Annotated in this window: 27 protein-coding genes and 1 pseudogene; 11 read left to right on the forward strand and 17 right to left on the reverse strand. The window is 62.0% G+C overall.

Annotated features, from left to right (window positions below):
* The first annotated feature begins 188 nt into the window (after positions 1 to 188).
* Positions 189 to 1,172, forward strand: coding sequence for a plasmid partitioning protein RepB (repB, locus tag QR78_RS05995; RefSeq protein WP_048426634.1), 984 nt, complete (start codon positions 189 to 191; stop codon positions 1,170 to 1,172).
* Positions 1,173 to 1,371: 199 nt separating this feature from the next.
* Entirely contained in the window at positions 1,372 to 1,707 is a 336-nt protein-coding gene (locus tag QR78_RS06000; protein ID WP_082171544.1) for a thermonuclease family protein, read from the forward strand.
* 229 nt (positions 1,708 to 1,936) lie between these two features.
* Here QR78_RS06000 and QR78_RS06005 read toward each other — a convergent pair whose 3' ends face one another.
* The 4 genes from QR78_RS06005 to QR78_RS06015 all read right to left on the reverse strand — a co-directional run bounded on the left by QR78_RS06005 (position 1,937) and on the right by QR78_RS06015 (position 4,855).
* Positions 1,937 to 2,425: a hypothetical protein gene (locus QR78_RS06005; protein WP_053220816.1), complete on the reverse strand. Its 489-nt coding sequence runs from the start codon at positions 2,423 to 2,425 to the stop codon at positions 1,937 to 1,939.
* 465 nt (positions 2,426 to 2,890) lie between these two features.
* Positions 2,891 to 3,418, reverse strand: coding sequence for a DUF2726 domain-containing protein (locus tag QR78_RS06010; protein ID WP_048426598.1), 528 nt, complete (start codon positions 3,416 to 3,418; stop codon positions 2,891 to 2,893).
* A 66-nt stretch (positions 3,419 to 3,484) separates the two neighbouring features.
* The gene (locus QR78_RS35855) at positions 3,485 to 3,778 is read right to left on the reverse strand and encodes an ATP-binding protein (RefSeq protein ID WP_244276253.1); all 294 of its coding nucleotides are present in this window, start codon (positions 3,776 to 3,778) and stop codon (positions 3,485 to 3,487) included.
* Between the two features lie 12 nt (positions 3,779 to 3,790).
* Positions 3,791 to 4,855, reverse strand: coding sequence for a sensor histidine kinase (locus QR78_RS06015; protein ID WP_244276255.1), 1,065 nt, complete (start codon positions 4,853 to 4,855; stop codon positions 3,791 to 3,793).
* A gap of 379 nt (positions 4,856 to 5,234) precedes the next feature.
* Here QR78_RS06015 and QR78_RS35630 point away from each other — a divergent pair, with 379 nt between their 5' ends.
* On the forward strand, positions 5,235 to 5,963 hold the full coding sequence (locus tag QR78_RS35630; protein ID WP_179945793.1) for a hypothetical protein: 729 nt from the start codon (positions 5,235 to 5,237) through the stop codon (positions 5,961 to 5,963).
* A gap of 230 nt (positions 5,964 to 6,193) precedes the next feature.
* On the opposite strand, the gene QR78_RS06020 is transcribed toward QR78_RS35630, so the two are convergent.
* Positions 6,194 to 6,676: a hypothetical protein gene (locus QR78_RS06020; protein WP_048426637.1), complete on the reverse strand. Its 483-nt coding sequence runs from the start codon at positions 6,674 to 6,676 to the stop codon at positions 6,194 to 6,196.
* A gap of 184 nt (positions 6,677 to 6,860) precedes the next feature.
* Here QR78_RS06020 and QR78_RS06025 point away from each other — a divergent pair, with 184 nt between their 5' ends.
* Positions 6,861 to 7,214 (forward strand): hypothetical protein, encoded by a 354-nt coding sequence (locus QR78_RS06025; RefSeq protein WP_048426599.1) that lies wholly within the window; start codon positions 6,861 to 6,863, stop codon positions 7,212 to 7,214.
* A gap of 308 nt (positions 7,215 to 7,522) precedes the next feature.
* On the opposite strand, the gene cueR is transcribed toward QR78_RS06025, so the two are convergent.
* A complete protein-coding gene (gene cueR, locus QR78_RS06030; RefSeq protein ID WP_048426600.1) occupies positions 7,523 to 7,996 on the reverse strand; it encodes a Cu(I)-responsive transcriptional regulator in 474 nt (157 codons plus the stop codon).
* A gap of 142 nt (positions 7,997 to 8,138) precedes the next feature.
* On the opposite strand from cueR, the gene QR78_RS06035 reads away from it, so the two are divergent.
* Positions 8,139 to 8,888, forward strand: coding sequence for a MauE/DoxX family redox-associated membrane protein (locus tag QR78_RS06035; protein WP_048426601.1), 750 nt, complete (start codon positions 8,139 to 8,141; stop codon positions 8,886 to 8,888).
* Positions 8,889 to 9,587: 699 nt separating this feature from the next.
* Here the strand turns inward: QR78_RS06035 and QR78_RS06040 are convergent.
* Genes QR78_RS06040 through QR78_RS06060 form a run of 5 tightly spaced genes read right to left on the reverse strand, consistent with a single transcriptional unit; the run spans position 9,588 to position 13,396 of the window.
* Positions 9,588 to 10,751 (reverse strand): MFS transporter, encoded by a 1,164-nt coding sequence (locus tag QR78_RS06040; protein WP_048426602.1) that lies wholly within the window; start codon positions 10,749 to 10,751, stop codon positions 9,588 to 9,590.
* A 7-nt stretch (positions 10,752 to 10,758) separates the two neighbouring features.
* Positions 10,759 to 12,054, reverse strand: a complete 1,296-nt coding sequence (locus tag QR78_RS06045) for an arsenic transporter (protein ID WP_048426603.1) — start codon at positions 12,052 to 12,054, stop codon at positions 10,759 to 10,761.
* Between the two features lie 34 nt (positions 12,055 to 12,088).
* Positions 12,089 to 12,514: an arsenate reductase (glutaredoxin) gene (gene arsC / locus QR78_RS06050; protein ID WP_048426604.1), complete on the reverse strand. Its 426-nt coding sequence runs from the start codon at positions 12,512 to 12,514 to the stop codon at positions 12,089 to 12,091.
* A complete protein-coding gene (locus QR78_RS06055; RefSeq protein ID WP_048426605.1) occupies positions 12,514 to 13,041 on the reverse strand; it encodes an arsenate reductase ArsC in 528 nt (175 codons plus the stop codon). The genes arsC and QR78_RS06055 overlap by 1 nt, the downstream gene beginning before the upstream one ends.
* Positions 13,034 to 13,396, reverse strand: coding sequence for an ArsR/SmtB family transcription factor (locus tag QR78_RS06060; protein ID WP_048426638.1), 363 nt, complete (start codon positions 13,394 to 13,396; stop codon positions 13,034 to 13,036). The genes QR78_RS06055 and QR78_RS06060 overlap by 8 nt, the downstream gene beginning before the upstream one ends.
* A 50-nt stretch (positions 13,397 to 13,446) precedes the next feature.
* Between QR78_RS06060 and arsH the strand changes: the two genes are divergently transcribed.
* Positions 13,447 to 14,196 carry an arsenical resistance protein ArsH gene (arsH, locus tag QR78_RS06065; protein WP_048426639.1) on the forward strand — a complete coding sequence of 250 codons (750 nt, stop codon included), beginning with the start codon at positions 13,447 to 13,449 and terminating at the stop codon, positions 14,194 to 14,196.
* A gap of 397 nt (positions 14,197 to 14,593) precedes the next feature.
* Here arsH and QR78_RS06070 read toward each other — a convergent pair whose 3' ends face one another.
* Positions 14,594 to 15,019 (reverse strand): MerR family transcriptional regulator, encoded by a 426-nt coding sequence (locus QR78_RS06070; RefSeq protein ID WP_048426606.1) that lies wholly within the window; start codon positions 15,017 to 15,019, stop codon positions 14,594 to 14,596.
* Between the two features lie 71 nt (positions 15,020 to 15,090).
* On the opposite strand from QR78_RS06070, the gene QR78_RS33915 reads away from it, so the two are divergent.
* The 3 genes and pseudogenes from QR78_RS33915 to QR78_RS06075 all read left to right on the forward strand — a co-directional run.
* The gene (locus tag QR78_RS33915) at positions 15,091 to 15,516 is read left to right on the forward strand and encodes a mercury transporter MerT (RefSeq protein WP_125900856.1); all 426 of its coding nucleotides are present in this window, start codon (positions 15,091 to 15,093) and stop codon (positions 15,514 to 15,516) included.
* Positions 15,513 to 15,737 (forward strand): GDCCVxC domain-containing (seleno)protein, encoded by a 225-nt coding sequence (locus QR78_RS35860; protein ID WP_082171530.1) that lies wholly within the window; start codon positions 15,513 to 15,515, stop codon positions 15,735 to 15,737. Before QR78_RS33915 ends, QR78_RS35860 begins: the two co-directional genes overlap by 4 nt.
* Before the next feature lie 89 nt (positions 15,738 to 15,826).
* Positions 15,827 to 16,288 (forward strand): annotated as a pseudogene (locus QR78_RS06075) (transposase); the annotation flags it as partial.
* Between the two features lie 306 nt (positions 16,289 to 16,594).
* On the opposite strand, the gene QR78_RS06080 reads toward QR78_RS06075, so the two are convergent.
* Positions 16,595 to 16,987 (reverse strand): type II toxin-antitoxin system VapC family toxin, encoded by a 393-nt coding sequence (locus tag QR78_RS06080; protein WP_048426608.1) that lies wholly within the window; start codon positions 16,985 to 16,987, stop codon positions 16,595 to 16,597.
* A 4-nt stretch (positions 16,988 to 16,991) separates the two neighbouring features.
* Complete coding sequence (locus QR78_RS06085) at positions 16,992 to 17,240, reverse strand: AbrB/MazE/SpoVT family DNA-binding domain-containing protein (RefSeq protein WP_048426609.1); 249 nt, start codon at positions 17,238 to 17,240, stop codon at positions 16,992 to 16,994.
* A 191-nt stretch (positions 17,241 to 17,431) separates the two neighbouring features.
* Here QR78_RS06085 and QR78_RS06090 point away from each other — a divergent pair, with 191 nt between their 5' ends.
* A complete protein-coding gene (locus QR78_RS06090) occupies positions 17,432 to 18,490 on the forward strand; it encodes a tyrosine-type recombinase/integrase (RefSeq protein ID WP_048426610.1) in 1,059 nt (352 codons plus the stop codon).
* A gap of 55 nt (positions 18,491 to 18,545) precedes the next feature.
* On the opposite strand, the gene QR78_RS32435 is transcribed toward QR78_RS06090, so the two are convergent.
* Together QR78_RS32435 and QR78_RS06100 are read right to left on the reverse strand one after the other, a co-directional pair.
* A complete protein-coding gene (locus QR78_RS32435) occupies positions 18,546 to 19,205 on the reverse strand; it encodes a hypothetical protein (protein ID WP_082171531.1) in 660 nt (219 codons plus the stop codon).
* Positions 19,186 to 22,263, reverse strand: a complete 3,078-nt coding sequence (locus QR78_RS06100; RefSeq protein WP_048426641.1) for an HsdM family class I SAM-dependent methyltransferase — start codon at positions 22,261 to 22,263, stop codon at positions 19,186 to 19,188. The genes QR78_RS32435 and QR78_RS06100 overlap by 20 nt, the downstream gene beginning before the upstream one ends.
* Before the next feature lie 222 nt (positions 22,264 to 22,485).
* On the opposite strand from QR78_RS06100, the gene QR78_RS32440 reads away from it, so the two are divergent.
* The gene (locus tag QR78_RS32440) at positions 22,486 to 22,740 is read left to right on the forward strand and encodes a DUF4082 domain-containing protein (RefSeq protein WP_158004012.1); all 255 of its coding nucleotides are present in this window, start codon (positions 22,486 to 22,488) and stop codon (positions 22,738 to 22,740) included.
* 962 nt (positions 22,741 to 23,702) lie between these two features.
* Here the strand turns inward: QR78_RS32440 and QR78_RS06105 are convergent.
* A complete protein-coding gene (locus QR78_RS06105; protein WP_048426611.1) occupies positions 23,703 to 24,938 on the reverse strand; it encodes a hypothetical protein in 1,236 nt (411 codons plus the stop codon).
* Positions 24,939 to 24,954: the final 16 nt, after the last annotated feature.

A 24,954-nucleotide genomic window follows, 5' to 3' on the forward strand; every position in this document is an offset into this window, starting at 1 on the left:
AGTTGGCCGCGGCCAACTCCGGTTCAAGCAGCGGGGCGGGTCAGGCTGTCGATATCGGCTCCCACCGAACCGACCAGGCCCGCGAGCCCGAAAAGTTGGCCGCGGCCAACTCGCCCCGCGACACTCCCGCGGGTCTCACCAGGCATCCGGGTCACGAGCCAAGCACCCACGCCCCTGCCACAGAGAAGTTGGCCGCGGCCAACTCGCGGTCAGCCGACCCGCTACCGGACGGAAGGGTGCCAGCAGGGCCAGTCCGAGCGATGAGCCTCTCGCTCTCCCGGATGGATGACGATCGCCGCGCACTCCAAGCGGCGCTGGCCAGGGGGCAGACCATCGTCGACCTCGACCCCGCCTTGATCGACCCCTCATTCGTGAAGGACCGGCTCGATCATGACGTCGGCACCTTCGGCGAGTTCAAACGCCAGATCGAGGAACACGGGCAGGAAGTTCCGATCCTCGTCCGCCCGCATCCCACCCGTATGGGCCGGTATCAGGTTGCCTACGGCCACCGGCGTCTGCGGGCCCTCACTGAACTCGGGCGAAAGGTCCGCGCCGTCGTCCGAGAGCTGAACGATGCTGACCTCGTCGTCGCTCAAGGCCTGGAGAACTCCGCCCGCCAGGATCTCAGCTACATCGAACGGGCGCTGTTTGCCTGCCGCCTTGAAGACCATGGCTTCGAGCGGACGATCATCACCACCGCGCTGTCCATCGATAAAGGTGAGCTGTCGAAGCTGATCGCCGTCGCACGAGCCGTGCCGGAAGAGGTCGTAACCAGGATTGGGCCGGCGCCGAAGATCGGCCGCCGCCGGTGGGTTGCCCTCACCGAGCACATCAAGAACCCGTCCGTCGCGAGGGCAGTCAAGAAAGCCGTGCTGGATGACGCCTTCATGGCGCTCGACAGCGATGCACGCTTCGCCAGGATCGCCGCGCTCGTCACTCCCCAGAAGCCCTCTCCGGTCGCATCGAAGCTGTGGGAGGGGAAAGGGGGCCAAGCTACGGCAGAGATCTCCCGGAAGGGTGCTACCGTCACCGTGGCCATCGATCGTGACCCGTCGTTCGGTGATTTCGTCGCCGCCCGTCTCGACGAGCTCTATGCCGCGTTCCTCCACCAGAAGGCGTCCCAGACCGGCCTCACCTCCGATGACGAGAAGGGTGCCGCAAACCCGGAGTGATTGATCCGCGCTCCGAAAGTTGGCCGCGGCCAACTCCAGCGCCTCGTCGTCGAGGAGTGGGGCGCGTCCCTTCGGGACCGGGCTCTACTCGCCGCCTGCAGCGGCTCCCCGAACCCGCTACGCGGTTTCGGCCCTTCAGGTGACGAACAACCTCGCGCGGCCCCCCGGGAAGGCTGAGGGCCGCAATAGGCCGGACCTCATGAAACACCTTGCCCTCGCAGGGCTGCTCGCCTCGGCTTCCATCCCAGCGCACGCCGAGACGGTCGACGGCGACCTGATCCGCGTCATCGACGGCGATACGGTCGAGTTGGCCGGGGAACGCATCCGCCTCGCCGAGCCGGACGCCCCGGAGATCTCGAAGCCCCGCTGCAACACTGAACTCGCCAAGGGCCTGCTCGCCTCCGGACGCCTGCGCCAGCTCCTCAAGGGGCCGGTCCGGATCGAGCGGTCCGGCCGGACCGACCGCTACCGCCGCACTCTCGCGTCGCTCTTGGTGCCTGACGGCAACGTGGCCGACATCCTGATCCGGGAATGACTGGCCATCTCCTACAAGCCGGGCTTCGAGGCCTACCAGCAGCGCACCGCGCATTGGTGCCCGGGACAGGGCAGGGGGCCCACGTCGCCCGTCCTCGATGAGGAACGGTCCTAGTTAAGGGGCTTTGGTCTGGCAGTCACGCCAGCCTGCCGCCGATCGGCCGCTCGGTTGGCGTCACCCGCGGGCCGGGACCCCATGGCGGGGAACACCCCGGTCCGCCACCCGCGCCTCAGCTGATCGCGAAGAGGTCGAGCTGACTGGGCGCCACCCGCTTGCGAGACGGTCGCTTGGCCGGGGGCCGCCGGGTCATGGGCTCATGTGTCACGGTCTCATGCTGCACGAATGACGGCAGCGCCTGGCCAGGCTTACCGTGCAGCACCGCGCCTATGATTGAACCGCCCTCGCCATGTCGCAGCACGTACAGGACATGGCTCGAGGCCCGCAGGATCTCCTGGCGCAACGGCTCGCCGACGGGCAGGGCCGCAAGCGACATCAACAAGCACCGCAGGCCGGCCGAGGCCACGCCCATCGCCTCGAACTCGATCTCGCGCATTCCCCACCGCTGACGCGCAGCCCCCGCCGTCGTCGACGGGAACGGGTTGGCCGCGACCACCGTCGCTTCGTCGGTCACGAAGCCCATCAGGCGCTCGCGATCGATGATCGAACCAGCTCGTAGCCCTTCGGCGATCCGGTGCTTCTGATCCGCGGTGTCCTGCAACGATTCCCCCGATCCACTCGACCATCTTCATGGCCCGGGTGGGGTCGATCAGCCAAGCTCGTATGCGGAAGGTCGGGGAGGGCGGTATAAGCCGAATCGGCTCGGAGCCGCAGCGTCTGGAAGGATGTCAGGCTTCTCGCACGATTGGCTCACGCGCGAGAAGTTGGCCGTGGCCGACTCCAGTGCCTCGTCGTCAAGGAGCAGGGCGCGTCCCTTCGGGATCGGGCTCTACTCGCCGCCTGCGGCGGCTCCCCGAACCCGCTACGCGGTTTCGGCCCTGCGGGTAACGATCAACCTCGCGCGGCCCACGGCCCAGACTGTGTCCCTTCATCAGGATCAGACGCGCTCAGGGGGTCGCGATCTCGAACAACTCAGTTTGTCCTGCCACCGCCGGCCTCTTCCAGGCTGACGTCTCCTTGCCCCGGCAGTGGCCGATCAGCCAAGCTCGCACCGCCGCGAGATGGATCAGGCTCGGTTGGACCCTGACGCGGCCCGGGGCTGCGGCGTCCGAAGCGAGGCCGTCGCTGCCCGCACGATCGCCTCGGTTGGCCGCGGCCGTGACGGGATCCGGATCACCCGGTACTGCCCCAGCGCCAGCAGCGCATCGCGCGCCCGGTCTTTCTCCGCATCATGGCTCGCATCATCGAGTTCGATCACCGCCTCGACGCTGCCCGTGTCCGGGTCGATCGCCACGAAGTCCACGATCTTCTGGCCGAACCGGTTGCGGGTCCGCCAGAACTCCTTGCGGCTGAGACCCCGCTGCGGCTTCAGGAGCGCCCCCATCGCGACCTGGCAGGACACATGATGTCCCGGCAATGCTCGCCCCAACAGAGCAAGCATTTCCACCTCCGCCCGCGTCAGGAACGGCTTGCGCTCGATCTTCAGCCTCCTGCGAGAGGCGCCAAACCACAGAGCAAGGACGCCGAGGGCGCCAAGAATTCCGACGAGAACCAGGGCATAGCCCGGCAGCCATTGGAGTATGATCTGGTTCATGGCCGGTGCGACCCTGCGGACCCCGTACTGTGCGTCTCAACGGGACGTCCCTTGTAGACGTCCGCGTCACCCCGGGAGAACAAGCCGGATCGCAAGCCCCCCGAGGCTCGACTCTTCGAACTCGAGCGACCCGCCATACAGCTCCGCCAGCTCCAGCGCGATCGGCAGGCCGAACCCAGCACCTGGCTCACTCTCGTCCAGCCGACGGCCGCGCTGAAGAACCGCCGCCCGATCGCCGGGCGCCAGGCCTGGACCGTCATCGTCGATCATGACCACTACCGAGGAATCCTCTCGCTGTGCCGATACCCGCACCAGCCCAGCGCACCAGCGGCACGCATTCTCCACCAGGTTGCCCAGCATCTCCTCGACGTCCTACCGGTCGCACGCCATGCCGAGCCCGGCCGGCACCTCCGTCTCGAAGGCGACCCCCTTGCCGGCATGCAGCCGCCTCAGGACCATCACCAGGTCGTCGACGACGCCGGCGAGATCTACCTTCCCCCGGACAGACCCGCTCAGCGCAGCGGCCCGCGCGCGCCGGAGATGATGCCGGATCCGTCGGTCCATGTCCTCGATCAAGCCGGCGAGCCGTGCATCCGGATTTGATCCGGCCGACCCGAACGCCATCGCCAGCGTTGCCAGCGGCGTCTTCAACCCATGCGCAAGGTTTGCCACATGCCCCCGCGCATGCGCCAGGTTGGCCGCGTTCTGGTCCAGCAGCGCGTTGATCTCCCCGACCAGCGGCCGAACCTCCAGCGGCTGCTCGGCCGGAATGCGTTCGCGCAGGCCCGCCCGCACCTCGCCGAGCTGCTCGAGCAGGCGGCGCAGCGGCCGCAGCCCGATCCGGACCTGAACCAGGACCGCTGCGACCAAGAGCCCGCCGATCAGGGCCATGCAGAGCCCCAGAGTGCGCAGCGCTTCCAGGACAGGGCCGTACAGCGCCGACGCCGGCGCCGACGCCGCGAATACCGTGGCAGCCTCGCCCGGCCGTCCAGGAACCGTCAGGACCCGCAGGATCAGCCGATCTCCAAAAGGCCCCACGCCATCAGCGGGAGCCGGCCTGTCGTCCCCAGCCGGCCCAGCCGGTACTTCGGGGGCAGCAAGATCCGCCCCGCCCAGCGAGGCCGAGCGCAGCACCGCATCACCCCGGCGCACCTCCCAGTACCAGCCCGATCGCGGGTGATCGAAAGGGGGCACCTCCTGGTTGCGCTGCAGGGCCAGCCTCCCGTCCGAGGCCCCTCGGACATCCGACACCAGCGACACGATCCGATCATCGAGCCGCCCGTCGAGCTGCCCGCGCACGAACCGGTGCAGCACCACGCCGATCGACACGGCCGCTCCGCCCAGCGCGAGCGTGACGCCCACTACCGACGCGAAGATCAGACGCCTCTGGAGCGAGGTCGACGCCCCCAGGAGCGAGAGCGTGGCACCAGGCTTCACTCCTGGCCCCCGGTCTTCACCTTATGACGAACCGCGAGTGGCGGGGCACGCATCGTCGTCACCCTCCAAGGCTCCCAACAGCCCTGCGCCGCTTAAAGCGAACCCTGATCGGGGGGGCGCTATCACTCGCCCTTGAACTGAACCTGAACGGATGATCCGAAGCGTTATGTGCTGAAGTTTGATCGTTGAATGGCGAGATCTCTCTGCTTGCCGAATCCCTCACCCGCTACGCCTTCGGGCTCACGGGAAAGGCCTACGATGTCCTGCTCCGCTCCATAACCGCCCGGTGGAGCGAGCCCCTCCACCACGCCGCCTGACGCCGCCAGCCGGAATTCTCGCCCTGACTACCCGCACGCCGACGACGATCGATGAAATCGCCGTGATCCTGCCGGCCATCGTGCGCGCTCGGCATCATCGTCGATCACCTCAAGCTCATGGTGGAACCGGCCTGCAAGTCCGCCAACCTCCCGGAGGAGATCGCCAACGTCATATCCAACATCGGACACTCGCTCACGGAACACTCGCGCGCCATGATGCGCGAGGCAAACGAACGGCGCAGGAGCGGCCCTGGCCGAGCCCGGCTTCTTGGATTGCCGCCCTCGCAGGAACACGGCGATCCGCGGCGTGGTCCAGAATAGCCTGGCCGCGCTTAGAGGTACGACATGGAGTGGACCGAATGAAATATGGTGAGATACAGGCAATAGTTCAATTAGCAGTGGCGTTCAACGTCGGAATATTTGCGCTTATGGACCTGGTTGGCCCATATATCGATCGATTGATACTTGATCTAGAAAATTTTCATAGGGAATTTAAAGACAGAGGTCAAGCATCAAGCGACAAATCTGCTGATATTACGTCATATTATATTAATATTGCACGCTCAAATAGAAAGATATATGATAAATACGCGTTCTTAATATCGATGGCCGGAGTTGTTGCTACGTTTATTTCATTGTGGATGTTGATAGATACGGCAAGATTTTATAGCGATACTGTGCCTGCATATTTTTATACATTACTGATTGGCGTGTATATTCCAACATTTTTTGGTTTAATAACTGTAATTTTTACAAGATGGTTGGTTTCAGGGATGTATCCAAATAGTTAATTTGTTAACAATGAAGTAGAAATATGCTTTTATTATAACTTTGCGGCATGCTAAATCATTGAAGAGATCGGCGCGTCCCTTCGGGACCGGGCTCTACTTACCGCCTGCGGCGGCTCCCCGAACCCGCTATGCGGTTTCGGCCCTTCGGGTAACGATCCCATCGCGCGGCCCGGCGACCAAGCTCCAGGGCCTTCGTGGCCGGGCTGCCAGGGGAGGGGCCCCGGACGGGGTCAGCCGTACAGCCCTTCCGCCTGAAGCTGCGCCAGGAGGAGACCCGCCTGCTCCTGTGCCGCCGCATCCCGCTTCCGCTCCTCAAAACCGTGCGCGAACATCGGCAGGAGCCGGCTTGTCGCCCGCGCCATCGCCGAGCCTTCCCATAGGATCAGCACCTCGCGGTCGGTCAGGTTCTTCACGAAGTACCAGAGCGTCAGCATCACACTCAGCGTCGGGCGGTCCTTCCACTCTACGATCACGCCCCGCGCGATCCGCTCGACCCGCCGTACCAGAGCGCCCCGCTTTTTCTCGGGCAGGTCCTCAAGCGGCTCGAGGCTGGCGGCCTTCAGGTCAGCGCGGAGCGTCGCAATGTCGGCTTCGGCTCTCGCCGCCAGATCCACATCGGCCGGGGCAAACGCGCCCGGCACAGAGGTCAACGCAAGCAGGAGGTAGGCCGGGATCGCGAGTTCGACCCGCTGGCGATCGGTCAGGGTGGGCATCATAACACCATGGTTGCATTGTAAGCTATACAGGTAACATCGTTCCGGCGCCCCTTTCCGTAACGTCCCGACGCATACGGAAGCTAGAGAGGATCAAGACTGGATGACGGTTACGTGGTCGGGAGAGAGAAAATCCGATCCGGCACGGCAAGGAACACTCCCAAGCCTTTTGGGAGACGATCTTATGCCCATCGAACCCATCGTCACCCACACCATGACCGCCGCCCTGCGTGAGGAGGCTGAGCCTGTCGAGACGCCTTGGTTCGTGCGCGGTTTCAAAGCATGGTTCGCTACCGCCGAGACGTTCCGGGACTGGGACGACATCAACGCCGCCGCGCTCGCCGCAGGCATCGCCGCGGTCCAAGCCCAGGCCGAGGCTGGGTTCGAGGACGCCACCTACCTCGAAGTGCAGGGGAGGCGCAGTACCGGCAGCACGACGATCAAGGAGGAGGTGCTGCTCGTCACGCTGACAACTCGCATCGGCCTCGCCGACGACGTCGACCGTGCGAGCTGGAAACCGCCGGCCGCATCGGCCTAGCGTGAGTCCTGCACCATGCCGGGGCCTCCCAAATCCTACCACGTCCGCCAGGATGCCACGCAGCTGCCGGCAGGCAGCCGATGCCCGCTGGTGTGCCGTATGCGTCACAGTCGCCCTCCTCGCGCTAATGCTGGCCCCGGCGATGGCAGCCGGCTGCAGCAGCAAGTCCGGAAAGGCTACGTGCGCCAAACCAACGGCGTCGATGTCCACGAAGAGCGGCAAGAACGGCTGCTACTGCGCGGGAACAGGCAAGTCGATGAAGATATGACGCGGCCGGCCGGACGTGGGGGACGGGGTCGGTCCCGTCCTCAACGCTTGGTGCGGGTCTTCCCGCGCCGCGCTGGGGACTCCGGCGCCATCGGATCGGGGTTCCGGTGGCAGGCCGGGGCTTCCGCTCCGGTCTCCAGGCTGGCGATGATCGGACAATCCGGACGTCCGTCTCCGTCGCACGCGTCGGCCAGGGAGCGCAGGGCATCGGCCATCTCGTTGAGTTGGCGGGCGCGTTCCTCCAGTTCCCGGACATGCGCCTCGGCGATGGCTTTCACGTCGGCATTGCTCCGGCCGGGGTCGCTCCAGAGATCGAGCAGCACCCTGATGCGATCCAGGGAGAAGCCGAGATCGCGGGCGTGCCGGATGAAGCCGAGCCGGTGCAGGTCGGCGACGCCGTAGTCCCGGTAGCCGCTGTCCCGCCGGTCGGCGGGAGGCACAAGGCCGATGCTCTCGTAGTGGCGGATCATCTTGGCCGACACCCCGGAGGTTCGAGCAGCCTGGCCGATGTTCATAGCGGCACCATCCCCATGTTGACCTTACCATGATGGGAAGGTTCATAACGGTCCGCAACCCTCGACGACCGGGCCCGTCCGCCGTTCCGAATTGGGAGCCGCGCAGGGCCGAACCGGTCCAACCTCACATCCGGAGCTTTCGATGCAATCCACGGCCAGCCGCAAGGCCACCCTCTACCGCATGGTCATGCCCCAGCACGTCTGTCCCTACGGCCTGAAGGCCAAGGACCTGCTCGAACGCCAGGGTTTCTCGGTCGACGACCGCTGGCTCACCACCCGGGAGCAGACCGACGCCTTCAAGGCCGAGCATGGGGTCAAGAGCACGCCGCAGACCTTCATCAATGGCGAGCGGGTCGGCGGCTTCGACGACCTGCAGCGCCACTTCGGCAAGGCGGCCAACGACCCGAACAAGACGACCTACGTGCCCGTTGTCGCGGTTTTCTCGATGACGGCGCTGATGGCGCTGGCGGCGAGCTACGCTGTGTACGGCACGCCGCTCACTATGCGGGCGGCCGAGTGGTTCATCGCCTTCAGCATGTGCGTGCTGGCCCTTCTCAAGCTCCAGGACATCGAGAGCTTCTCCTCGATGTTCCTGGGCTACGACCTCCTCGGGCAGCGCTGGGTCCGCTACGCCTATGCCTATCCCTTCCTCGAGGGCATCGCCGGCGTCCTGATGGTGGCCGGCGCCTTGAACTGGATCTCGATCCCAGTGGCCCTGTTCATCGGCACGGTCGGGGCGGTCTCGGTGTTCAAGGCGGTCTACGTCGACAAGCGCGACATCAAGTGCGCCTGCGTAGGCGGATCGAGCAAGGTGCCGCTCGGCTTCGTCTCGCTGACCGAAAACGTGATGATGGTCGCCATGGCTCTCTGGATGCTGGCGATGCACCATTGAGAGCGTTCGTCGCCCCGGGGAGCCTGCCCAAGATCCAGCGGGCAAGCCCCCGGCGGTCGTCGACCCGTTCGACGACCTGGTCGGGGTGCATGAACCAGCGCTCTTAGGCGTGCAGGTGTGCGGTCATCCTCGCAAGCGGATATCTGCTGCGTGCCGGCGAGCTTCCGGGTGGCGCCAATGCGCGGGAGTTGCTCCACCGGCCAAGCCCCCGACGTCGACGACCCGGCCCGGGTGACCCCTTCGCCGAGGCCCGGCGATTCGGAGGGGCCACGGCCATCTCCTTTTGGTCGACCGCACAGACGCTGCGAATGCTCTGGGCGAGTTTTATGAAGGCCTAGCCGGCTCCGCCCATCGGATCATCTCCCGCACGCCATCCGAAAGGGGGACTCGAACCCAGTGGCTTGCGTTGACTTCCAGTTGCAGGGGCGCAGGATCACAGCACCTAATCGGATAACGAAGGCCGCGCTGTGAAAGGCTGCTCAGGGTGGGTAGCGGCGGGTCAGCCGCGAGATATTGCACAGCAAGATCGCACCGGTTCTGGACCTCCGATCCGGTTCACCCGAACGGACGCTCGTCACCCTGCAGCAGACCTTGCGATGTCACCAATCCTGATCCGAGCTTCGCACTCATTCGTGTAAAGGGAGGCGTATGGAACGCGAGAAGCTCGCACTATCGCAAGTTTAAGCAATCGAGAGACGGCTATCGCGTGCGCCACAGCGCCCCGATCAGGCCGAGGTTGACGACAGCCAGGGCGAGCAGCACCCACCACAATGGTCCGGCGCCGGCATGAGTCAGCACGAACGCGCCGGCCGGCGGCGCGAGGGCCTGGGCGACCAGTCCCGGCCGCGCCAGGCGACCGACCACGACCGGATAACGCACCGGCCCGAACAGGGCTAAGGGCACGGTCCCCCGCGCAATTGAGTAGATCCCGTTACCACCGCCGTAGAGCACCAACGCCAGCCCGACAGCGGGCAAACCCAGGGCGAGCAACACCAGGCCGAGGGCGACCAGGACGAACGCGGCGGTCAGGGTCCACAGCGGGTGATGCCGGCCCTTGAACGTCATCTCCACGACTCGCGCTCCAACCTGTGCCGGGCCGATCAGCGCCCCGTAGGATACCGCTGAGGCGAGGGCGACGCCGCGTGTCTGCAGGAGCGCGATCAAGTGGACCGAAACCAGCGCCATGATCGCGCCGCCGAGGATCAGCACCCCGGCGAACAGTAGGAACGCCCGCCGTTCCTGGGCTGTCAGCGGGCCGGTGCTGGCCTCGTGGTGCTCTGGGGTCGCCGGCAACGCTAGGGCTTTCGGGATCAGCAGCAGGACCAGCGGCAGCGTGACCGCAAGGTGCAGGCCGGCGTAGGCCAGACACGCCCCGCGCCAGCCGATCTGCGCGACCAGGAACGCCGAGAGGGGCCAGCACACGGTGCTGGCGAACCCGCCCCACAGGGTCAGGGTCGTGATCGCCGGCCGCGCTTGCGCGCCATACAGACGGCCGAGCGTGGCGAACGCCGGATCGTACAGGCCGCAGCCCATGCCGAGGCCCAGCAGCAGCCAGCCAGCCAGGTAGACCGGCAGGGCCGACGCAACGGCTAGGGTGGCGAGGCCGGCGGCCAGCAGCAGCGCCGCGAGGGCCAGCACCGGGCGCCCGCCGTGGCGGTGGATCGCCACGCCGACATGCGGCGCGGCGGCAGCGGCGACGAGAAGGCCGAGGGTCAGCCCGCCAACCACCCAGGCCAGCGGCCAGCCGGTGCTTTCGGCGACTGGGCCGGCGAGCACCGCCGGCAGGTAGAACGAGGACCCCCAGGCGAGGATCTGCACCACGCCTAGGGCCGAGATTACCGGCCAACGCCGGGTTGGGGACATCGGCGGCCTACTGGACGCCGAGCACGGGCAACCAGGCCGCCAAGGCCAGCAGCGTGACCAGCAGCACCGGCGGGGTGATGACTAGACCGACCTTCATGTACTGGCCCCAGGTGATTTTCTGGCCCTTGCTGGCGAGGACATGCAGCCAGAGCAGCGTCGCCAGGCTGCCGATCGGCGTGAACTTCGGCCCGAGATCGCAGCCGATCACGTTGGCGTAGATCATCAGCTCACGGGTCAGCGGCGACAGGTCCGAGGCCTGCTGGATCGCGAATGCCCCGATCAGCACGCTCGGCATGTTGTTCATCACCGAGGACAGGATCGCGGCGGCAAAGCCGGTGCCGACCGTGGCGACCCACGGCCCCTGCCCGGCCAGCCAGATCAAACCCCTGGCCAGTTCGTCGGTCAGGCCGGCGTTCCGCAGCCCGTAGACCACCAGGTACATGCCGAGGCTGAACAGCACGATCTGCCAGGGGGCGCCGGCCAGCACCGTGCGGATCGGGATGACCCGGCTGCGGTTCGCGAGCAGCAGCAGCACCGCCGCACCGGCACAGGTGACCACCGACACCGGCACGCCGAGCGGGGCGGTGATGAAGTAGGCGGCGAGCAGCACGCCCAACAGCGGGAACGCGGCCCGGAATACCAGCGGATCACGGATCGCCTGCCGGGGCGGCTCCAACTCCGCGACCGGGTACGCCGCCGGGATCACGCGCTGGAAATACAGCCAGAGCACCACCAACGTCGCGGCCAGAGAGACGAGGTTCACTGGCACCATGACGGCGGCGTACCGGCCGAAGGTCACGTCGAAGAAGTTGGCCGAGACGATGTTGACCAGGTTGGAGATCACCAGCGGCAGAGAGGTGCTGTCGGCGACGAACCCGCAGGCGACGATGAACGCCAGCGCCGCCGCCGGCTTGAACTCGAGGCGCAGCAGTATTGCGAGCACGATCGGAGTCAGCAGCAGCGCCGCACCGTCGTTGGCGAATACCGCCGCGATGGCTGCGCCCAAGAGGATGACGAGTGGAAAAAGCCGCCGGCCTCGACCGCCACCCCAGCGGGCGATGTGCAAAGCAGCCCAGTGGAAGAACCCGGCTTCGTCGAGCAGCAGCGAGATGATGATCAGAGCCACGAAGGTGAACGTGGCGTCCCAGACGATATGCCAGACCACCGGTATATCGCCGAGGTGGATCACGCCGGTGGCGAGCGCCACGGCGGCCCCGGCCAGGGCACTCCACCCAATCCCGAGGCCCTTGGGCTGCCAGATGACGAAGACGAGGGTGACGAGGAAGATCGCAAGAGCGAGCATCAGGATCGTTTCTTGTTGTGGTTGGCGATGAGGCTCAGGCGGTGGCGACGCGACGGCCGTGCTCGTCTACGACCCGCTCGCCGTCTTCCTTCACGAACTCACCCTGTTGCGCCGGCAGTACGTCCAGCACCGCTTCTGATGGGCGGCATAGGGCGACGCCCTTGGGCGTGACCACCAGCGGGCGGTTGATAAGGATCGGATGCGCCTCAATCGCGTCAAGCAGTTGAGCATCGGTCAGCGCCGGGTCGCCCAGGTTCAGCTCGGCGAAGGGTGTGCCCTTCTCGCGTAGCACGTCGCGGACCGACAGGCCGGCACGATGAAGCAACTGCACTAGCAGCGCCCGGGACGGCGGGGTCTTTAGGTACTCAATCACATGCGGCTCAATGCCGGCGTTGCGGATCATTGCCAGGGTGTTGCGGGAGGTGCCGCAGTCCGGGTTGTGGTAGATGATCACGTCCATCACGCGACCTCCGGCCGGGGCGAGGTGGTACCGTCTTGCTGGCCGATTTCGCGGACCTGGGACGAGAGCGCTACTTGGTCGAGGCTGCTGATCGGCAGGGCGACGAAGGCGTTGATGCGGTTTTCGAGGTAGCGCTGCGCGATCACAAAGGCCCGTTTGCGCTCGATATCGGACCCCTCCACCGCGGCGGGATCCTCGATGCCCCAATGCGCTGTCACGGGCTGACCCGGCCAGAACGGACAGGCCTCACCGGCCGCGTTGTCACAGACCGTAAACACGAAATCCATCACCGGGGCACCCGGCGCGGCGAACTCGTCCCAAGACTTCGAGCGCAAGCCAGCTGTGGGATAGTCGCTCTCCTGCAGAATTTGCAGGGCGAGCGGGTGCGGCTGGCCCTTGGGCTGGCTTCCTGCGGAGAATGCCCGAAAGCGTCCTTGCCCGTCCTTGTTGAGCATGGCTTCCGCCAGGATCGAACGGGCCGAATTGCCGGTGCAGAGGAACAGCACGTTGTAGACGCGATCAGGCATGGACGGTGTCTCCCGTGGGGGTGCAAAGGCAGGCGGCCAGCGCCTCGACGGCCGGAGCACAGACCTCCGGGCGGCCCTGGCAGCAGTCGCGCATTAGGAACTGGATCAGGCCCGATAGGCCGTCGTAGGCGGCGCTGTAGATGATCGAGCGCCCGTCCCGTCGGGACTGGATCAGCCCGGCGTGGCTCAGTTCCTTGAGATGGAACGACAGGTTGGTGCCGGACACGCCAACCTCGCCGGCCAGCACGCCGGCCGCGAGGCCGTCCGGGCCGGCGGTGACGAGCGCCCGCACGATGCTTAGGCGGTGCTCCTGGCCTAGGGCCGCGAAGGCAGCGACAGCTTGCCGTTGGTCCATCATTTATGCAATATCTCAATCATCATTGAAACGTAGTGGAAAGCGACCTCTTGGACAAGCCCCTGCAACCCTTCACCGATGGCATGCCGAACCTCAGCGAGGCGCATTTCGAGGTGCCGACCGCCGACAGCCTTGCCCCCCGGCAGCCTTTCACTCACGCGCCCCGGTTCCTGATTCTCTACGGCTCACTGCGCGAGCGGTCGTACAGCCGGTTCCTGGCCTACGAGGCTGCCCGCCTGCTCGAAGCCATGGGCGGCGAGGTACGGATCTTCCATGCTGACGGGCTGCCGCTGCCCGACGACACGACGGCCGAGCATCCCAAGGTGCAGGAGTTGCGCGAGCTGTCGATTTGGTCCGAGGGGCACGTCTGGGTGTCACCGGAGCGGCACGGCAACCTGACTGGCGTCATGAAAAGCCAGATCGACTGGCTGCCGTTGTCCGAAGGCAGCGTGCGCCCGACCCAGGGCCGTACCCTCGCCGTCATGCAGGTGTCCGGCGGCTCGCAGAGCTTCAACGCCGTGAACTCCCTGCGCCTGCTCGGCCGCTGGATGCGGATGATCACCATCCCGAACCAGTCCAGCGTGCCGATGGCCTACAAGGAGTTTGACGACGCGGGCCGGATGAAGCCAGGGCCGCTCTACGAGCGCGTGGTCGACGTGTGCGAGGAGCTGATGAAGTTCACGCTCCTGACGCGCGAACGGGTCGACTACTTGGTGGACCGCTACAGCGAGAGAAAAGAGCGTGAGCCGGAACGCCTAAAGGCTGTAGGAACTGATATTGGATTTTCAGGAAAAATCTAATTTTAGCGACGTTTTGCAAGTATTTTCGAAAATAGCAAAAATGTGTTGGTTTCTATGTTGTATTATTATGATTAATGGCTGTACACGTGCTGCGCACGTCATCCAAAAATAACGCAAAAATCAGGGAAACCATGTGAATTATGCTGATGCTAGCGAGAATATAAAATATCTTTACGCAGATATTGATGAATAATAATAATTAAAAATATTATTTGCTTGCTTGTTGCGAGCCTTTTGCGGTTTGACTTGATACATTTTATCCCGGGTGGTGGCCGGGATGTCCGTGTCTAGGTTGATCGGGTGGATGCAAGTCTGTCTTCGAATTAAGTCGACGCTCTCGATCCATAGTAATCATTGAAATCACTGCCACCGAAGGGCAACTCACAATACCCGTAGCTCACCCAATGTGGTCGATCATGTCGAGAACTGGGCATTCCGGTGCAGCATCACCGGAACACTGCTCCATGGTCCCAGCCAGGAGCCGTTCAAGCCGGGTCAGGTCGGCGATCTTCGCGCGCACCCGGTCGAGGTGGTGCGCTGCGATCTCTTGCACTTCGCAGCATGACGCCCTTCCGGGCTGGCGCAGTTCGAGGAGCGCCCGAACCTCGTCGGGACTGAAGCCAAGTTCGCGCCCCCGCCGAATGAAGGCCAGGGTGCGCACGTGCTCGGTGCCGTAGGACCGATGCCCTCCCACGGTACGTGGGGGAGCCGAGAGCAGGCCGACCTTCTCAAAATAGCGGATGTTCTCGATGTTGACGCCGGTCCGGCGCGACAGCTGCCCGATCGTAAGCGCTCCGCTTTGTGCACCCGTTATCGCACCCATGAAGGCCGCCCTTGATTCTGTAGTTGCTACAGGATGTAGGGTAGCTCCACATCACGATGGAGGCGAGGCACATGGCCCTCGATCAGGCCCAGCCTACGGAAATTCTCGATCATGGATCAGCGGCGGTCGGCGCAGGCAGTCTGGCGGCTCTCGGCGCAGTCACGGGGCTTGGTGCCCTCGCGGCCTCGTCGTGCTGCGTGCTGCCTATCGTTTTGGGTGGCCTTGGAGCCAGTGCCGGGGTCTTCACGGTGCTTGGTTTGCTCGTGCCGCTTCGTGTCCCGCTAATGACCGCCAGCGTCCTGGCGGTGATCGTCGGCTGGTTCCTCTACGCGCGGCGGCGACCAGCTGCTTGTAGACCAGATGGGTCGTGCACGGCCAATCGTCGGTCGCCCGCAGTCCTGGCGCTGCTCAGCCTCGCCACGGTCCTCATCGCCGCCGCTGCGGCCGGAGGCTACTTTGAGCCAGCGCTGATCAAGCTGCTACGGAGCGTCCGATGAAGCTGACGTCAAACCTGATCTGTCCGCACTGCGGGCACCGCGCATCAGAGACAATGCCCACGGACGCGTGCCAGTTCTTCTACGAGTGCACAGGGTGCGGTACCCTACTACGTCCGAAGCAGGGCGACTGTTGCGTCTACTGCTCGTATGGAGATGTCCCGTGCCCGCCGATCCAAGAAGCTCAGGACCGGAATGGACCAGCGAGTTGCTGCACGGGCTGAGCGCCCAACCGGCGAAGGTCCGCTTTCTACCGAGGCTGTGTGAAAACGCCTAAATCTGCTAAGCTTGTCACCGGTCTGAGGAGGTCGTGATGGCCCGCTTCATCGCCGGTGATGATCGTCGTCAGAGCACGCTCCTGCCTGACTGCCTCGATACTTACGTGGTGGCCGATAATCCGGTTCGCCTCGTCGAGCTCTTCGTCGACGAACTCGATCTCACCACCCTCGGTTTCGCCAGGGCCGTACCTGAGGCGACCGGCCGTCCGGCTTACGATCCGGCGACGCTGCTCAAGATCTACCTCTACGGCTACCTCAACCGCATCCCGTCGAGCCGCCGTCTCGAACGCGAGACCCAGCGCAACATCGAGTTGATGTGGCTGATCGGTCGGCTGATGCCCAACTTCAAGACCCTGGCTGACTTCCGCAAGGACAATGGACCTGCAATCCAGGCAGTCCGTGCGTAGTTCGTTATCCTCTGCCGTCGGCTGAACCTGTTCAGCAAGGCAGTCGTCGCGATCGACGGCAGCAAGTTCAAGGCGGTCAACAATCGCGACTTGCGCACGCTTGAATTAAAAATGACCCATTTTCTTACTGCACGGCTATGGATCGGCTGATCCGTTCGACAAAAGTGCAAGATCCGATCCCTGACATCAGGGCAATGTAAGTAGCTCGAGCATCCGAAGAACGCTGGAAATCAGGCATTGCTGACATAAATCATAATGGTCAGATTAGGATCGGCAATGTGTAATGATCAGGTGCTCTCGAAGCCTCAGGGTGGGGCAAAAAAGTCACCACATTGCCAGAATTATTAGGTTTGTACCAAGCACTGAAGCCTATGTTCCTCGCCGGCCGCACTTTTGTCAGCGCACCAGCTCGACTGTCACGCCGACGGCTTCCTCCAGCTTCTCCCAGGCCTGGTCCGCCGTCAGGGCGGTGAGGCCTTTCGACTTCGCCAGCGCCAAGCAGGCGCGATCGCCGAATGAGAGGCCGGCTTGGCGCGTAGCCTGCCGCAGCGCGCCGCCCTCGACACCTTGAGTGCGATCGAAGTCGACGACTGTGAGGTGCAGGTGTTCGAGCGCCCGGCTGATCGCCGCGGCGGCACCACCGCGCTCCACGAGCTTGGCTACCACCTCCGAGTAGTTGACCGCGGATATTACCGCTTCGGCCAGTGCGACACGGACGCGCTCCTGTCCCTCTTCCTGGTTGAGCAGGCAGAGCAGGGCTGAGGCGTCCAAGGCATATCTCACGGCCATGGTCCTACTCCTTGGCCGCTTCAGCACGCCGGTCCGCGATCAGCTCATCGGACAGGCTAATCCCATCTGGTACCAAGCCGCGAACGAGCTTCTGGGCGTCGGCAATAGCTGCATCCCGCGATCGAACCCGAAGCTCACCGCCGACCATTTCCATGACAACGGTATCGCCGACCTGCAGCCCCATCTCTCGCCGAAAGCTAGCGGGAATCACAAGCTTACCACCATCCACGATTTTGGTTGCACGGGACTCCATAACGTTTCTCACTGAACGAGTACAAGTCCGAGTTTTATACCAAGATCGCCGTCAGTGCCACATCCACGGGTCAGGTAGGCGCGAATTTCCGGAAACGGAACGCCGTTCCAAACTGCTCAATTGCATCCGATAACACCATCTATCGGTCACAATTAGTGGATCGCTAAGGTCCGGACGGGTAGGCTCACGCCATGGAGCTCGACACCCCCGAACCCGCCACCGAACCATCCCGCGATGAGCCGGCCCTGCCGATCCCGGTCGCCGAGGCACCGCCGCTCGCCGATATTCTGGTCGAGCGGCTCGACGAGCACGCCCGCGCCGCGCGTGGCGCCTTCGCCGACAACACAATGCGCGCGTTCGCCGCCGATAGCCGGATCTTCGCCGCATGGTGCCGGGAGGCCGGGCGGGCGATGCTGCCGGCGACACCCGAGACGATCGCCGCCTTCATCGACGCGCAGGCCGAGACAAAGTCCCGCGCCACGGTCGAGCGCTACCGCTCCTCGATCGCCGCCCTCCATCGCGCCGCCGGTCTGCCGAACCCCTGCGCCGACGAGATCGTGCGGCTGGCGGTGAAGCGGATGAACCGGGCCAAGGGCCGGCGCCAGAAGCAGGCCGAGCCGCTCAACCGCACCAGCATCGACCGCATGCTCACTGTCATGACGCCCGACCGGCTGCATCGGCGCGTATCGGAGGGCGAGCACGGTGCCCCGCTGATCGCCTTACGCAACGCGGCCCTCGTCGCCGTCGCCTACGACACGCTGCTCCGCCGCTCCGAACTCGTCTCTTTATATATAGGGGATCTGGAGCGTGGATCCGACGGCTCAGGCACCATACTGGTGCGGCGCTCGAAAGCCGACCAGGAGGGCGAAGGCACGATCAAGTACCTGGCTCCCGACACCATGGCGCATATTGTGACGTGGCTCGCCGCGGCCAGGTTGGAGAGCGGGCCATTGTTCCGGCCGCTGACCAAGGGCGGCAAGGTCGGTGCAAGCGCACTCGGTGACAGGGAGGTGGCGCGGGTGTTTCAGGCCCTCGCCGCGGCGGCTGGGCTGAAGCTGTCCCGTCTTCCCTCCGGGCACTCGACCCGGGTTGGTGCGACACAGGATATGTTCGCTGCCGGGTTCGAACTGCTCGAGGTTATGCAGGCCGGCTCGTGGAAGACACCGGCGATGCCAGCGCGCTACGGAGAGCGGCTCAGAGCGCAGCGGGGCGCGGCTCGGAAACTTGCGACACTGCAAAACAGAGCTTGAACATAAAGACTGATATTGCGTAACGGTTAGAATAATTGAATATATTTAATTAATTTTACCCACTTTGATCTGCAACAAGCATGTCGACAAAGATATGATGAAGGCGGATCTGATGACTTCCTGCTTGGAGAAGGCCGTTTTCAAGTATGCGTAGTGCGTTGGGGTGAGCGGGCGAGTTAGATAGCGCAGAGGCTGTTCCATATTTGCTGCATACGCGCCTATCGATAGTATCAACGATGTCCTCAACCGGGAGCGCGAGCACGTAGCCGAGCATAAATCCCCAAGGATGCCCTGCAGCGTACTTACCAGTTGCAAATCGCTCGACGCCCTGCGTCACGTAGCTGCCATTTAATCCAGCGTCGCCGGCCCGCACTCGTTTGCATTCGACTGCAACATAGGCATCTTCGTCGCCAAATTGATGAAGAAATTGTAGAGTAATATCAATCCGCCCATGGATGCTTGAGTCGTATGCGGCCATATTATCAATTTCATGTTCGCCCCGAACCTGAAGGTTCGTGAGACCTAGTGCGCGCTTTACTCTTCGCATCGCCTTGCGGACGACAATCGTTGTTGGTACCTCAAGCATGCCGGGCGTTACATGAGCCCGAGCCTCATCAGCGCCGCGGCATACCAGATCGAGGACTGTGTAGACCTCGTCTGAAGAAAGTTCGAAGGCAGGATTGCCATAAGGTCGATCAGACGTGAGTAGCGGCATTCCGCCTCCGCACCCAGTGATCCGCCAGGATAACATCAGCGTCGTTCAAGCCGGCCGTACACGTCCAATAGCGAACTTCGGCCGGCTTTAGAACGTATAGATCTTTGTCGCCGTAGATCCTCAGCTGACGTCGTTCATTTAAATAAGGCGGTATATCGGTTTCAAACTGCCCACGTAGAGCAGCAGCAAGGGTTTCCAAGTCCTCAGCCTTACCATCATGTACGACTGCGTTAGAACCTGGAGCACCCTTTGCCATGACGAACCGAACGGCTGCCACACCAGGGATCCCGCCAGCCCAATCTGTTGCGGTCATGCTCTGAGGATAAATCAGCGCTTCGAGATGGCGTTCTCCGCGCGCGCGTAGGTAGGCATTTACGACGGTTGCCAGTTGACCAGCATAGGCGCGTAATTGAGCTTGAGCGGGTGGTGCGACAAAACGACCACGCTCTACTCGGTTCTCGAAAATGAGGTAACGAGCCCGATCAATGCTATCTCGCGCCAGAACGCATTCTTCTGGTTCCAAGTCATAAAGCTCGTAAACAGCATGGTCGAGCGCTGCCAGAAGATCATTGCGCTCAGGCGCTGATGCTACCGCACGTTCGGCATCAATGACGGCTCGAATACGATCATCGCTCACCTCGGAGAAGTAGGGAATGCGTAGGGAGAGTAGATCGTGAGGTTCGACGGTCGGACGCTCGAGTCCCCAAGTTGGCCCGCCGAGTGCAAATTGGAATGCTGTCAAGCTTGAATTTAAGATCCCAGAGAGAAGGTAAGCATACCTCTTATCTGCATTAGCAAATGAAATACCAAAAAAACCTTGCGTATACAGATGGTCGGACTCTACGACTGCTGCACTGTAGCGGCCACGTTGCGCGCCTGCTTCGGAGCCGACCTTCGAGCACAGCAGTAAAGGGCCGTTGAATATTGCTCTATTGCGAGTTCTGTGAAGAGTTTGATATGTAAACTCGTCGAGGCTACCCCCTAATCGAAATGAAGTAAAATTCTCAGGCGTGATCACTTTGAGGCTAAAATATTCAAGCGGACTGGGTGTTTGTTCTCTGCCTTTAATTTTGAAGCCCTGACCTCGATGTTCTCGCGCTCTAATGCCCACGCTATCGAGTACGTTGTCCAGAGTTGGAAACTCTCGGTCGAGACGCTCGATCAACCAGCCGTCACGGACAGAGCCGAACGTGGCAGCTTTTAGAAAGGGTGGTGCGGCCAGAACACGTTGCAAGGGGATCGATCGGATTTCACCAGGGCCGATGTGAAAGACACCTGTACGCCGGAAGTCCGGCGTCCAAGGTATCGACCCGACAAGCAAACGGTCATGCGATGAGGACAGGGCACATCGTGCAAGGAACAGCAGAGCTGGCCCGGTTGCATCTGGGAATAGCTCCTCACGTCGAAGAAACGATAGATTGATCAACGCCGCCGAAGCGAGACGATTGAAAAGGTTTTTTCGAGCAGAAATCGCGTGAGGATCTTTGGAAAAGAATGGTGTGGCCTTCATCACCATACCCACCCTGCCATTCTCTCCGGCAAGGCGAGCGGCGAGGTTCAAGAAGGCCCAGTCTGGGCTCCGCCTCGGACGGGCAGTTCCCTCGTCATCCTTGATACGTTTCGGCGATGCTCCTCTTCGGCCAACAAAGGTCCACGGCGGATTGCCGACAACCGCCTCAAAGGTGTTATCAGCGACATGACGGGGCAATTCATCAGCAAGCGAGTCCGCCTCGAAGAGGGTACGTCCTATGAGATGATCGAATTTTAGATCTCTGAGGTCTTGGATAGGATCCTCATCAAGCTCCAGAGCTGCCAGGTAAAGGCTGAAAGCTGCAATACCGAGAGCTGATGGATTGATATCCAATCCAAAGAGCTGGTTATGGAGTATATTTCGAACAACCTTCCGAGATGCAGGCTTTCCCTGGCTTGCGCGCCAAACAAGTCTGCGGAAGGCCTCGACGAGGAAGGCTCCTGAGCCGCAAGCAGGGTCTATGACCCGGGCGCCTAGTGGCAGTTGCTCAAATACAGGATCGAGCGTTAGATGTACTAACTCAATCGGTGTATAGTGCAGTCCTTGTGCATGCGCTTCTTCAGCTGCGCTCGTTCGTGCGAACTGTTGATATATTGAACTGATGAGATCGACCGGGATAACGTTGAACCGAAAACGGAACAATCTGCCTTGTCCTCTCCTTTCAGGGATGAGGCTCCGGCCTTCTATAAACTCGCGCATGAGTTCAAGATGACCTTCGGTGAGGTAATCTCGTTCAGCGCCAGGATCATCCATCGGGAACAAGTCGCCGTTGAAAGTGCATCGTAGCCATTCAAATAAGCGAAATGCAGCTGTCGGAGACCCGAACATCTCAGTTAGACTAGGAGGTATATCCTCAGGAAGGAAGGGTTGGGCTAATTGTCTGTCGAGCAGATACCACGTAAAAATGCAGCGACCGATGAAACGTTGCGCAAGATCTCTGGCTAAGTGCTTACCAGTCGCCGGGGTTTCATTGGATGATAACCCGACCAAGCGATCCTCAAGGGCGCTGATCTCAGCGAGGAGCTCGCGGTCGACACGGTGGCGTCGATTGATTTTGGAACCGACCGCACTTGACCAAAAGGCGCCGGTCTCGGTCGCGAGGCGACCGCATGCCGTGTCCAAAGCACGGATTCGGTCGGGATCTGCTAAGCTGTATCGCTCGAGTTCCGGTGGCTCGGCATTAGCGTATGCCTCTGCCGGTGCAGCATAGCAGTCGTAGAGGCGCACGTCCGTTGGCGTGATGATCCACAGAAGCGGCGCCACACCGACGTTCCAGGCAGCTTCGTACCAGGAGCGCAACTCGTCGGGAGATGGTTGATGCTGACCGGCATCCTTGAAGATGGTGGTCGGTGCACCCTGCGCCGTGAAAACCGCGTCAGCATGAAGCCCTACACGTCCGTCACTCAGAACCGTCCGGAGCCGCGCTTGGATTGCGCCGCTGGTCTCGGTGAGCCCAGGGGCTGGGCGTCCTGCATGGTCGAGGTACCCCGTAGCGCGGAGGGCCGTCTGGAAGGCGATGCTGCTCACGCAAGCCTCCGCCGACGCCGGCCTATCCATTCGCGTAGCTTCGCCGATGTAAGTCCGGTTAGCTGCAGCGTTTGGAGGGTCGGTACCAGGCGCATTTTCCTCCCCCAAAACATGCCGAGCACAGCGCCCAACCTTCACGGGTAAGTTTGGGTACCAGCCTCATATCCAATCGTAAATGCCTGCGCCCCCGCAACGAGCGTCAACGCACAGCCATGTTGACTGTTGCCGCCCGCCACCTTCTCGAACCCGGTCACGCTGACCCCGGGCGCCACCTACACGGCATTCCATCACACCAATACCAGCCGCTACTCGCAGACCGCCAACGGCTTCGCCAACGCAGTAACGAGCGGCCCGCTGACCGCACCGTCGAACGAGAAACGTGGACTGAGGATCAAGCTCGAGCCCTCATCGAAAGTGCTGCTGGGCGAGGTAAGATTGATTGCTGTCTCTATTGCGCATTGCATGATTTTAATTTAAATGCTCGATATTCTGGATTATAAATTAGATATTATATTTATAATTGCAAAGTTCAATATTATTACAATAATGTTGGATATAACAATGTTATTACAAGCATAAATATTATTCCGAATATTATATTTATGAAATTTTTATTCGCGTTGTCTAAAATCTTGCTGCGGACGCGTCGACGTCCTTTGGGAGCATGTTGTGTAGGATAATGCTGACGGGCGAGCTTCTTGCTAGGCATGCGATTTTATCAACACCTGAGGCGCTTTCGACGCAAAATCGCCAAATGCACTATCCGCCAACAATGTTCTACTAGCTATTGGCAGCGACATTGCCATTCAGCCGGCTATTGCAATCGCAAGCATGCGAAACCTCTTTTTGCGAGTTAGGATGTTACCTATCAAACGAGTAGGTAGATCGCCACAACCGTGAAAACGACGATAAAAACGGATGTCCAGAATGGAAAGCGCATCTTGCGTCTTTCTTCTGTCTCATAGTCATACCAGAGTGGATCGTCTTGGTGTGTCATGATGGTGTTCCTCAATATGTCTCGCGACGGGATGTAAGGCTTCCGCTTTTGGTGTCAGGTATCTGCGGTATAACGAGAGGCGCCTCAGTACTTGGCTGGCTGTAGGTTGCTGCATGCTCGCCGCCCAAGGCTGGCTGCCTGGAGCGTGACCCCAAGGTGTAGCGCACCTTGCGGGTGGTCAGTGACGACAGGCAGCAGACGATTATGGAGCGGTTGCCTGACCTTTTACAGTAATCAAGTGTGAATTTGCTAAACGTTGTGAATGACGAGTTGGAATATTTTTTATCATACTGACTTATAGCCTTGGCTGCTAGAGAGATATTGAGTTTTTTCCTACAAGGCTAGGCGTTGCTCAAAATTTTGTTGCGCAGTAGATGCGGAAATGTCCCCATATCTTCCACCTGCGGCTTATCTCCATGTATCTTCCCACGCGCGCAACTACCTAATACATTACCATAGATGTTTGGCTTGGTCTGAGATGGAGTGCAGGTATCTCTGCAATGTGTTCGGTTGCCGCCTCGGATTGACCGAGTGCTTTCGTAACCTCATCGTAGCGTGCCCTGGCATCAGACCAGTTCTGCGCGAAGTCGAACAGTTCCCGCATGGCCGGAGCGATTTCCTTATAGGCTGCTAGTGCAGCGACGAGGGCTCCCAGTGAGAGCTGGCGCTGGATTACCAGATATCCGCCGATTGAGAACAAGAAAAATGGCGTTAGGTTCGAGGTAAAATTATATAGTCCCTTCAGGCGTCCCTTGAGGTCTGCGATATCGATACGTACTCTTTCCAGTGTTTCGACTTGAGCCATTTGCCGATCTAGGCTCGTGGTTTGTCCAAGAGTCCGCGGTGACGACGTGGTCAAGAGGCTGCCGAGCATCCGGGTTGCATGCACTCGCTCGCGTACCTTGCCGTTCAAGCGCCGCTGCAGGCGCGGCAGGATGCTGAGCTGCACCGGCAGCATCACCAGCGCCGCTAAGGCTAGGGCGGCGTTCTGGAGGAGCAGAAAGAGGACGCTGGTGAGAAGCGTGCCGCCCTGAACGAGCGGCACAGCCACCAGGCTGGCGCCGAAGTAGCCGACCGGCTCAACCTCCTGCACCGCCACCGCCGAGAGCGCAGCCCGGTGCTCGGGCGAGCGCTCCGAGCGTGTCCGGCGGATGACCGCGAGGCGCAGCCGGCGCACGAGACGCTCGTTCAGGCGTCCACGTGCCCAGGTAACCCCGTATTTTGCTAATCCGCCCAGTATGAGAACGGCGAGATAGCTAGCGCACAGCGCGAACAGAAGCTCGACGCGCCCGAGATCGAAGCCTAGGAACATCATCCTGGATGGGCGGCCGCCCTCAGCGTCTGCGAGGGCGTGGTTGATGATGTGCTTTGGAATTTCTAGCAGAAGCCAAGCCGCCGGCAAGGTCAGGAGCGAGAGCAGGACGAGACGGTACTGGTAGCGCAGCGTCGCACGAATGATGTAGCGCTCAAGGTGCCACCCCGCTGGAGTTCCTGCGCCTCGACGCTGGTGCCACCTGACCAACCAGCGCCAGCCGAGCCGGATCGCCAACGATCCCGTCCAGACCGGCGCCACGATCAGAACGAGGACCGACACGAGCTCGATCCACCAGTGTCCATGGGGTTGATCCAACCCCGCGACGCGGTGGATGAGGTCATGCACGAAGGCGGGCGTGAACAACAGAAGCTCCAGAGTA

Source organism: Methylobacterium indicum, from assembly GCF_001043895.1.
Taxonomy (GTDB): Bacteria; Pseudomonadota; Alphaproteobacteria; order Rhizobiales; family Beijerinckiaceae; genus Methylobacterium; species Methylobacterium indicum.

What these genes read in the sequence shown, in the direction of transcription:
- QR78_RS06090 (WP_048426610.1), top strand. Translation starts at nt 17,432, where the DNA reads ATGGAGCTCGACACCCCCGAACCCGCCACCGAACCATCCCGCGATGAG.
- QR78_RS06000 (WP_082171544.1), top strand. Translation starts at nt 1,372, where the DNA reads ATGAAACACCTTGCCCTCGCAGGGCTGCTCGCCTCGGCTTCCATCCCA.
- cueR (WP_048426600.1), bottom strand. Translation starts at nt 7,996, where the DNA reads ATGAACATCGGCCAGGCTGCTCGAACCTCCGGGGTGTCGGCCAAGATG.
- QR78_RS06080 (WP_048426608.1), bottom strand. Translation starts at nt 16,987, where the DNA reads ATGGCCGTGAGATATGCCTTGGACGCCTCAGCCCTGCTCTGCCTGCTC.
- QR78_RS32435 (WP_082171531.1), bottom strand. Translation starts at nt 19,205, where the DNA reads ATGCCGCTACTCACGTCTGATCGACCTTATGGCAATCCTGCCTTCGAA.
- QR78_RS06055 (WP_048426605.1), bottom strand. Translation starts at nt 13,041, where the DNA reads ATGCCTGATCGCGTCTACAACGTGCTGTTCCTCTGCACCGGCAATTCG.
- QR78_RS06010 (WP_048426598.1), bottom strand. Translation starts at nt 3,418, where the DNA reads ATGAACCAGATCATACTCCAATGGCTGCCGGGCTATGCCCTGGTTCTC.
- QR78_RS06070 (WP_048426606.1), bottom strand. Translation starts at nt 15,019, where the DNA reads ATGGGTGCGATAACGGGTGCACAAAGCGGAGCGCTTACGATCGGGCAG.
- arsC (WP_048426604.1), bottom strand. Translation starts at nt 12,514, where the DNA reads ATGGACGTGATCATCTACCACAACCCGGACTGCGGCACCTCCCGCAAC.
- QR78_RS06035 (WP_048426601.1), top strand. Translation starts at nt 8,139, where the DNA reads ATGCAATCCACGGCCAGCCGCAAGGCCACCCTCTACCGCATGGTCATG.
- QR78_RS06060 (WP_048426638.1), bottom strand. Translation starts at nt 13,396, where the DNA reads ATGGACCAACGGCAAGCTGTCGCTGCCTTCGCGGCCCTAGGCCAGGAG.
- QR78_RS06045 (WP_048426603.1), bottom strand. Translation starts at nt 12,054, where the DNA reads ATGCTCGCTCTTGCGATCTTCCTCGTCACCCTCGTCTTCGTCATCTGG.
- QR78_RS35860 (WP_082171530.1), top strand. Translation starts at nt 15,513, where the DNA reads ATGAAGCTGACGTCAAACCTGATCTGTCCGCACTGCGGGCACCGCGCA.
- QR78_RS06040 (WP_048426602.1), bottom strand. Translation starts at nt 10,751, where the DNA reads ATGTCCCCAACCCGGCGTTGGCCGGTAATCTCGGCCCTAGGCGTGGTG.
- QR78_RS06025 (WP_048426599.1), top strand. Translation starts at nt 6,861, where the DNA reads ATGCCCATCGAACCCATCGTCACCCACACCATGACCGCCGCCCTGCGT.
- QR78_RS33915 (WP_125900856.1), top strand. Translation starts at nt 15,091, where the DNA reads ATGGCCCTCGATCAGGCCCAGCCTACGGAAATTCTCGATCATGGATCA.
- QR78_RS35855 (WP_244276253.1), bottom strand. Translation starts at nt 3,778, where the DNA reads ATGCTGGGCAACCTGGTGGAGAATGCGTGCCGCTGGTGCGCTGGGCTG.
- QR78_RS06085 (WP_048426609.1), bottom strand. Translation starts at nt 17,240, where the DNA reads ATGGAGTCCCGTGCAACCAAAATCGTGGATGGTGGTAAGCTTGTGATT.
- QR78_RS06020 (WP_048426637.1), bottom strand. Translation starts at nt 6,676, where the DNA reads ATGCCCACCCTGACCGATCGCCAGCGGGTCGAACTCGCGATCCCGGCC.